The sequence below is a fragment of the Candidatus Chordibacter forsetii genome (assembly GCF_964187505.1).
GTDB lineage: Bacteria > Verrucomicrobiota > Verrucomicrobiia > Opitutales > Seribacteraceae > Chordibacter > Chordibacter forsetii.
Genome location: NZ_CAXLML010000149.1, coordinates 1 through 7,238, shown reverse-complemented (window position 1 = coordinate 7,238; position 7,238 = coordinate 1). Strand labels below are relative to the sequence as shown.

Annotated in this window: 7 protein-coding genes and 2 pseudogenes; 6 read left to right on the top strand and 3 right to left on the bottom strand. The window is 45.0% G+C overall.

The window, feature by feature from the left end:
- The 5 genes and pseudogenes from ACKPQ4_RS06450 to tpiA form a co-directional block, all read left to right on the top strand.
- A pseudogene (locus ACKPQ4_RS06450) lies at positions 1-298 on the top strand (tRNA-dihydrouridine synthase family protein); the annotation flags it as partial.
- Between the two features lie 10 nt (positions 299-308).
- Entirely contained in the window at positions 309-1,916 is a 1,608-nt protein-coding gene (gene lnt / locus ACKPQ4_RS06445) for an apolipoprotein N-acyltransferase (RefSeq protein ID WP_407680376.1), read from the top strand.
- 135 nt (positions 1,917-2,051) lie between these two features.
- Positions 2,052-3,074 (top strand): type I glyceraldehyde-3-phosphate dehydrogenase, encoded by a 1,023-nt coding sequence (gene gap, locus ACKPQ4_RS06440; RefSeq protein WP_407680375.1) that lies wholly within the window; start codon positions 2,052-2,054, stop codon positions 3,072-3,074.
- Positions 3,075-3,145: 71 nt separating this feature from the next.
- Positions 3,146-4,336: a phosphoglycerate kinase gene (locus tag ACKPQ4_RS06435; RefSeq protein WP_407680374.1), complete on the top strand. Its 1,191-nt coding sequence runs from the start codon at positions 3,146-3,148 to the stop codon at positions 4,334-4,336.
- A gap of 29 nt (positions 4,337-4,365) precedes the next feature.
- Positions 4,366-5,136 carry a triose-phosphate isomerase gene (gene tpiA / locus ACKPQ4_RS06430; protein ID WP_407680373.1) on the top strand — a complete coding sequence of 257 codons (771 nt, stop codon included), beginning with the start codon at positions 4,366-4,368 and terminating at the stop codon, positions 5,134-5,136.
- Between the two features lie 20 nt (positions 5,137-5,156).
- Here the strand turns inward: tpiA and bcp are convergent, their stop codons facing one another.
- From bcp to ACKPQ4_RS06415, 3 genes are read right to left on the bottom strand one after another with little or no spacing between them, the layout of a single operon-like run.
- Positions 5,157-5,612 (bottom strand): thioredoxin-dependent thiol peroxidase, encoded by a 456-nt coding sequence (gene bcp, locus ACKPQ4_RS06425; protein WP_407680372.1) that lies wholly within the window; start codon positions 5,610-5,612, stop codon positions 5,157-5,159.
- A 10-nt stretch (positions 5,613-5,622) separates the two neighbouring features.
- Entirely contained in the window at positions 5,623-5,892 is a 270-nt protein-coding gene (locus ACKPQ4_RS06420) for a YhbY family RNA-binding protein (protein WP_407680371.1), read from the bottom strand.
- Positions 5,886-6,587 carry an SDR family oxidoreductase gene (locus ACKPQ4_RS06415; protein ID WP_407680370.1) on the bottom strand — a complete coding sequence of 234 codons (702 nt, stop codon included), beginning with the start codon at positions 6,585-6,587 and terminating at the stop codon, positions 5,886-5,888. The genes ACKPQ4_RS06420 and ACKPQ4_RS06415 overlap by 7 nt, the downstream gene beginning before the upstream one ends.
- 285 nt (positions 6,588-6,872) lie before the next feature.
- Between ACKPQ4_RS06415 and ACKPQ4_RS06410 the strand changes: the two are divergent.
- Positions 6,873-7,238: pseudogene (locus ACKPQ4_RS06410) on the top strand (hypothetical protein); the annotation flags it as partial.

Here is a 7,238-nt window from a genome sequence, read left to right as displayed (position 1 = left end):
GCCAACCCTTGGGGATGTACATTTATACATTAATCAACTTTGCGATGTATTATCAAAAGATACAATGACTGACGAAAAGCAGGTTGCCCGACTTAAAAAGTTCCTCAATTACATTGGGCTTTCTGTGGATTTAAAAGGTGAATTCCTTTTCCAAATGAGGAGAACCCGAACGCGATCTGAACTTGATCGGGTTTGCAGATATTTCCTGCTTAATGATGGCAGGTCCGACCAACCTATGCACCTTGAACCTTTATCTAATATGGCTTACAGGCCAAGTGAAACAGGTACGGCATGCTAAGGATTAGATTATGTTTTACTCTCAGCGACTAAGTATTTCTGCTTGGTTTCGAGAATGGGGTTGGACTTGCTTGGCTAGTGCCTCCCCCATGGGGATGCTTTGGATGGCTCATGCCCCAAGAGAAACTCCAGAGGCGGCTTATGTATTTTTGCTTCCTTTTTTAATATGGATTCATTTTCGGCCGAGTTTTAGAAAAGTTTTAATTGGCATGCTTGTGTCCGGATGGATCTATCACATTGCTATGGTCGGATGGATGAGGCACGTGAGCTTTGGCGGCATGTGTACCGCGACCTTTTTACTCTCCTGCTACCAGTCAGTTTGGTTTTTATTTGCCCGTGCCTGGTACTCGCGGTTTTTAAGGGGGGGATTTAATTCGAGATTGCTCATTATCGTTGGTCTGTCTGCCTTGTGGGTAAGCATCGAATGGTTGAGGACCTTATTTACCCTTGGGTTTCCATGGTGTCCGCTCGCAGCTACGCAGTGGGAGAGACCAATTCTCTTACAGTCCGCCTTCTTTACAGGAAGTTGGGCAGTGTCATTCTTCCTGGTCTTTTTTAACCTGTGCATTGGGTCGTATCTGCATCATTTGTTTGTCAGGAGGCGCCAGGCTGTAGGTTTTTTTAATCGTTCGATCTGTCCTGAACTATACCTAGGTATTCTGCTTCTGTTCCTTATGATATACCCATTTTTTATCGAGCGAGGATCAGATATCCCTCGAGAAACTAAAACTCTTAAAGTAGGTATTTGTCAGCCTTATCTATTGAATAAATGGATAGAGGGAAGAGCAACCGAGCACAAAGATACCTTACGCAAACAAACCGAATTTTTATCCCTCGCAGCCCCCGATATCATTCTCTGGCCAGAAGCATCAACACCTTATCCATTGAATCTCGATCGAATATGGGTCGAGGATTTAGCGAAAAAGACGGGCATTCCGATACTTGCAGGTTCGGTGATTCGTGAAGAGGGCGCCTCCTATAATGCTATGGTCTACATCGACCCACAGGAGGGCATGCGACCTGAATGGTATGCCAAGCAGGTGCTTGTACCATTTGGGGAGTATATTCCAAAACCATTTGGTGTGATACCCGGACTGGAAAAGTTGGTCGGTCCAGTTGGTAATTTCTCACCGGGTAACCAAGTTTACCTATTCGACCTGCCAATTAGCGATGGAAATTCTTCGGGGCTTGTCCGGGCCGGAATTTTAATTTGCTATGAGGATATTTTCCCAAGTCTATCCAGGAGTGCGGTGGAGCAAGGTGCTGAGCTATTAATCGTATCCACAAATGATGCTTGGTTTGCTGAAGAAGGTTGTGCCGAGCAACATGCTAGCCATTCAATCTTGAGGGCGGTAGAAAATAAAGTTCCAGTTGTGCGTTGTGCTAATGCGGGGTGGTCTGGCTGGATTGATCAACGGGGAATGATTCGCGATGTCCTTCTTGATGATAAGGATCGAGTGTATTTTGAAGGTGCCGCTGTAATCGAGGTCAGTATTCCTCAACAATATGCGTCAAGTTTTGGATCAATGGGTGATCAATTTGCCTACATCTGTAGCGTGCTTTCGATCATCCTAGTCATTTATTTTAAAGTTAGCCCAGAAAATAGAGCTCAAGCTTAGTTATTAAATCTTGATATAGTTATGACTTAACTTGAAGTCTTGGAAGCTGAACTAAACTTATCCTTGCCATTTCCCAGTCAAATCCCATGTGTATTTCTTCGCAATCAATTTTTCTCACTCAACAAAATCATACAAATGTCTACTAAAATTGGAATTAATGGATTCGGCCGCATTGGTCGTTTGGTCTTTCGCGCTCTTGTCGATCAGGGATTACTTGGAAAGGACTTTGAAGTCGTTGCGATCAACGACTTGGTTCCTGCTGACAATCTTGCCTATCTTTTAAAATACGACTCAACCCAAGGTCGTTTTAATGGTACTGTTGAAGCTCCCACAGATGACACGCTTGTAGTTAATGGACATACCATCAAATGTTTGGCTGTTCGTGAGGGACCAGCTGCACTTCCGTGGGGAGACCTTGGAGTTGATGTGGTGATAGAGTCTACTGGCTTGTTTGTCGATCGAGATAAAGCAGCTGGTCACTTAGAAGCGGGAGCCAAGAAAGTTATCATTTCCGCTCCTGCTAAAGGAGATGTAAAAACCATCGTGCTTGGGGTTAATGACAACGAGCTCACTGCAGATGATCATATCCTTTCCAATGCATCTTGTACTACTAACTGCTTGGCCCCTATCACAAAAGTGGTACTTGAAAACTTCGGAATCGCAGAAGGCCTAATGACGACTGTGCACAGCTATACAGCTACGCAGAAACCTGTGGATGGACCATCTATTAAAGACTGGAAGGGCGGTCGTGGGGCTGCCATTAATATCATCCCTTCTACCACTGGTGCAGCTAAAGCAGTAGGCTTGGTATTACCCGAAGTTCAGGGCAAGCTCACTGGTATGGCATTTCGTGTACCTACGCCAACTGTTTCGGTTGTGGACCTCACAGTTAAGACGGAGAAATCAACTTCTTACGAAGAAATTTGCGCCAAGATGAAAGAAGCTGCCGAGGGTCCCCTTAAAGGAATTCTTGAGTATACTGACGATGAAGTCGTATCTGCTGATTTCATTCACTGCCCAGCGTCTTCTATATTTGATGCAGGTTCTGGAATCGCACTGAGTGATACCTTTTTCAAGTTGATTTCTTGGTATGATAACGAATGGGGATACAGTAACCGTTGCGTTGACTTACTCAAGCGTGTTGCAGCACTTGTTTAATACCATTCTTACCTAAACATATTGGCGTGGGCTAACATGGCTCTCGTACAACTTCCTACCATCTTTTCATTATGATCAAATCTATCGACGATTTGGATTTGCAGGACAAGCGTGTCTTTCTTCGCGTAGACTTTAATGTACCACTCGATACCGATGGTACCATTACTGATGACACTCGGATTTGCGCTGCCTTGCCCACCATTCGAAAACTTTCTGAGTCTGGAGCTAAGGTTGTTCTTGCAAGTCACCTTGGGCGGCCTAAAGGGGAAAAAGTCCCGTCTATGAGCCTTGCCCCAATCGCTCCTGCATTAGCTAAGCTTATCGGCCTACCTGTTCTGTTCTTGGACGATTGCACAGGTGAGAAGGTTGAGAACGCAGTTAACTCAATGAATCCTGGGCAAATCGCTCTTCTCGAGAATATGCGCTACCACAAGGGTGAGACTGATAATGACCCAACCTTTGCTAAATCTTTAGCTAAGCTTGCTGATGTTTATGTGAACGATGCCTTTGGTACAGCTCATCGCGCCCACGCATCCACCCATGGCGTAGCAGAACTAATCGAAGATCGTGCAGCTGGTTACCTCATTCAAAAAGAGCTCGAATTTCTTGGCAACAAAACTGAATCCCCTGATCGTCCATTCATCGTTATTTTAGGTGGTGCCAAGGTGAGCGATAAAATTACCGTGATTGATCGCCTTCTCGATAAGGCAGATACCATTATCATCGGGGGTGGAATGGCTTACACCTTTGCCTTAGCGATGGGACAGACTGTTGGTGATAGTCTTTGTGAAGTTGATAAAGTAGAACTTGCTCGAAATGCACTAAGGAAAGCCGAGGAGAAGGGTGTAAAGTTTATGCTTCCCGTCGATTATCTGGTTACAGACTCACTTGATTTTGGTAACAAGACTCTGGGTCAAACCAAAGTCGTTGAGGGTGATATCCCTGATGGCTGGGAAGGTGTCGATGCCGGACCCAAGACGATTGCTTTATTTGCAGAAGAAGTAGCAAAGGCAAAGACTGTTCTTTGGAACGGCCCCATGGGCGTCTTCGAAATCGAGGGAGCTAGTAAAGGAACTTTCGCTGTAGCAAAAGCAGTGGCAGAGGGAGGTGCTACCTCTATTATTGGCGGCGGGGATAGTGTTAAAGCTATTAAGCAAAGCGGATATTCCGACCAGGTCACTTTCATGAGTACAGGTGGTGGTGCATCCCTGGAATTCCTTGAAGGGAAGGACTTGCCAGGCGTTACCATACTGGATCAATAATTTATATTTTACCCAAGCCCTTTTTTATTATGAGTCGAAAATTTCTTATCGCTGGAAACTGGAAGATGAATCTTACTCCAGATGAATCTGCCGCATTGGTTGATGAAATCAATTCCCTGACTGGAAGTCAGACCAGTGTCCAGGTTTGTGTATGCCCGCCCTTCACATCCCTCCCTGTTGTCTCCTCCAAGGTCGAGCAATCGGAAGTTCACTTGGGTGCTCAAAATATGCATGCCGAGCCTTCTGGTGCTTTTACCGGTGAGGTTTCTGCAGAGATGCTTCGTTCACTATATGTCTCACATGTAATCCTTGGTCACAGTGAACGGAGGCAATATTTTGGTGAGACAAATGCTTCTATTAACTCAAAGGTTATCGCCGCTATAAATGCTAACCTTCGTCCCGTTTTCTGTATTGGGGAAACCCTCGAGGAGCGTGAAGCAGGCAAGACAATGGATGTGGTGGGGGCCCAAGTTCGTGAAGGATTAGTTAATTATCCATCATCTGCACTTGACCTTTTGGTCGTTGCCTATGAACCGGTTTGGGCGATCGGAACTGGGAAAACGGCAACCAACGAGATGGCCCAAGAAGTACACCGAGAGGTAAGGAAGATTTTGTCCGAAATTTTTGGTGAATCAGCGGCATCATCCATTCGAATTCTTTATGGTGGATCAATGAAACCTGAAAATGCAGCAGGTTTGCTTGCACAGCCCGATATTGATGGTGGTTTAATCGGTGGAGCCTCGTTATCGTCAAAATCGTTCTGCGATATAATCGAGGCTGCTCTTTCTACCCAAGCATAGCTACTCAGGTTGCCCGCAGCCTAGTTCGATAAATCATTCAACACCTGCTTTGCATGTTCGGCAGGTTTTACTTTGTGGTAGGCCCTTTCAATCTTACCACTTTTGCCTAAAAGAAAACTCATTCGGTGGATACCATTAAAGGTTTTGCCCATAAATTTCTTCTCCCCCCATACCCCAAAAGCCTTAGACATACTAAGATCTTGATCAATCAAAAGAGGGAATGACAGATCATACTTAGCGATAAATTTGCGATGAGACTTTTCTCCGTCCGCAGAGACTCCAAGGATTAAGATATTTAACTTTCTGTATTCAATGTTTAAATCCCTGAACCCACAGGCTTCAGTTATGCAACCAGGAGTCATGTCACGCGGGTAAAAGTAAATTAGGCAACGCTCCCCATGGAGAGATTGATTACCCCACTTCTTGCCTGTCTGATCTATATTGCAAAACTTCGGGCAATCCGTTCCAGCCTCCAATGGATTTGGTTTACTCAGGTGGCTGATAGAAAGCTACGGTTTTCCCTACTTTCGCGATACACTGGGCAGAAACTTCGCTTGAGAATTCCTCAATGATTTTCTTTTGCACTTCCTTGTCACCCGGTAGTCCTAGTTTTATCATCGATTCTTTATTTAGAATCTTTTCACATTCCCGGATAAATTCATGAGATAATCCCCGCTTACCCACTCGTAAATCAATGGGTCTTGTTTTGAGAATTCCCCGTATGTCCCGTTTTTCTTTTCCTTTAATTTCTACCATGGTATTTCTTTTCCGTCTTCCCCCCAAAATCTGCCATTTTGTTGAAGGGTTAAATGATCTGTAATATCGAGGATCTTGCCCACTGAATCCTCAACCGAATACTTTGCTTCTGCTCCACCCATCTCGGTTTTTACCCAACCTGGGCTTAAGGACACCACCTTAATTCCGTTTTCTGCTAAGTCGATGGCTGCCTGTTTGGTCAACATATTGAGTCCCGCTTTGGAGCACTCATAGGCAATCGCCCCGCCAAGTTGGGTGTTGCCACGCAGTTCAATTGAGCCTAACCGACTGGACATATTGTAGATCCATGCATCTGATGATGGTCGCAGGCAGGCCAGGGCATGACGCAGTACAAGAAAAGCACCCCGCAAATTGGTTTGTAGTACCTGAGAGAAGGAATCTGCACTTACTTCATGCAGGTTTCGCCAGTCGATGACTCCGGCGTTATTGAAGAGTCGATCAATGGTAATACTTTTGCGCTCAAGTTCTTCAAAGCAGTCAGTTACAGACTGTTCGTTATTCACATCAAGCTGAACAATCTCCAAGTGTGAGCAGGTTTTTTGGAGATTGGATAAAAAGCCCTCTTTAAAAGGGGTGCGGCACCCGGCAATCACCCGATCTCCACGGTTGAGTAACTGCTTGCACAATTCCCTGCCGATACCCCGACTTGCTCCACTGATAAAATAGCTCTTCATAAAATAAACTTTCCATACAACCTTAAAGAGCGGGTGCAGGCAAGCGGATGTATTGTAATAATTTGCAGGTAATCTGGTGTAGGGATTGACTGCTTGTATATTTTTTCAAATTCTAACCAAGAGAGTTTCTCCTTGTTGAACTATTAACTCTTCAATCATACCTTTTTTCGCTCTGTACGAAGAAGGTGTGACTGATAGGGTATTTTTCATCACACAACAAGACTGAACGCGTTGTTTTCGTGCAAGCTTCACAAACTAGGGTAAACTTTTTATTTTAAAATTTATATGTCCGACGAAGAAAAAGAGCCTTCTCCATCTAAGCCAAGTGACCTTGAGCAGGAAAAGCCCAAGCCTAAGCGTCGTGCCCCGGCAGGTCGCAAAAAGCCTATTACCACCAAAGTAAAAAAAGGAGAGGAAGTTGCTGCCGCAACCAAGGTTGGCTCACCCGTTGCGAAAAAAGGTAAAACCTCAGCCAAACCCGAAACTAAGGAGAAACCTAATCATTTAGAACCTCGCAAGAAAGTTAACGAGGCCGCGACTGAGTCGAAATCTTCGCAAAAACCTGAAATAAAGCCGATAGAAGAAGGGGGCAAGTCAGAGGTTCGGCCTAAGCCTTCGCCAAGGCCTCAAAGGCAACCTGAGCGCCGTGTG

Coding starts and splice junctions, on each gene's coding strand:
- ACKPQ4_RS06420 (WP_407680371.1), bottom strand. CDS start 5,892: ATGGTAGAAATTAAAGGAAAAGAAAAACGGGACATACGGGGAATTCTC.
- ACKPQ4_RS06415 (WP_407680370.1), bottom strand. CDS start 6,587: ATGAAGAGCTATTTTATCAGTGGAGCAAGTCGGGGTATCGGCAGGGAA.
- gap (WP_407680375.1), top strand. CDS start 2,052: ATGTCTACTAAAATTGGAATTAATGGATTCGGCCGCATTGGTCGTTTG.
- ACKPQ4_RS06435 (WP_407680374.1), top strand. CDS start 3,146: ATGATCAAATCTATCGACGATTTGGATTTGCAGGACAAGCGTGTCTTT.
- tpiA (WP_407680373.1), top strand. CDS start 4,366: ATGAGTCGAAAATTTCTTATCGCTGGAAACTGGAAGATGAATCTTACT.
- lnt (WP_407680376.1), top strand. CDS start 309: ATGTTTTACTCTCAGCGACTAAGTATTTCTGCTTGGTTTCGAGAATGG.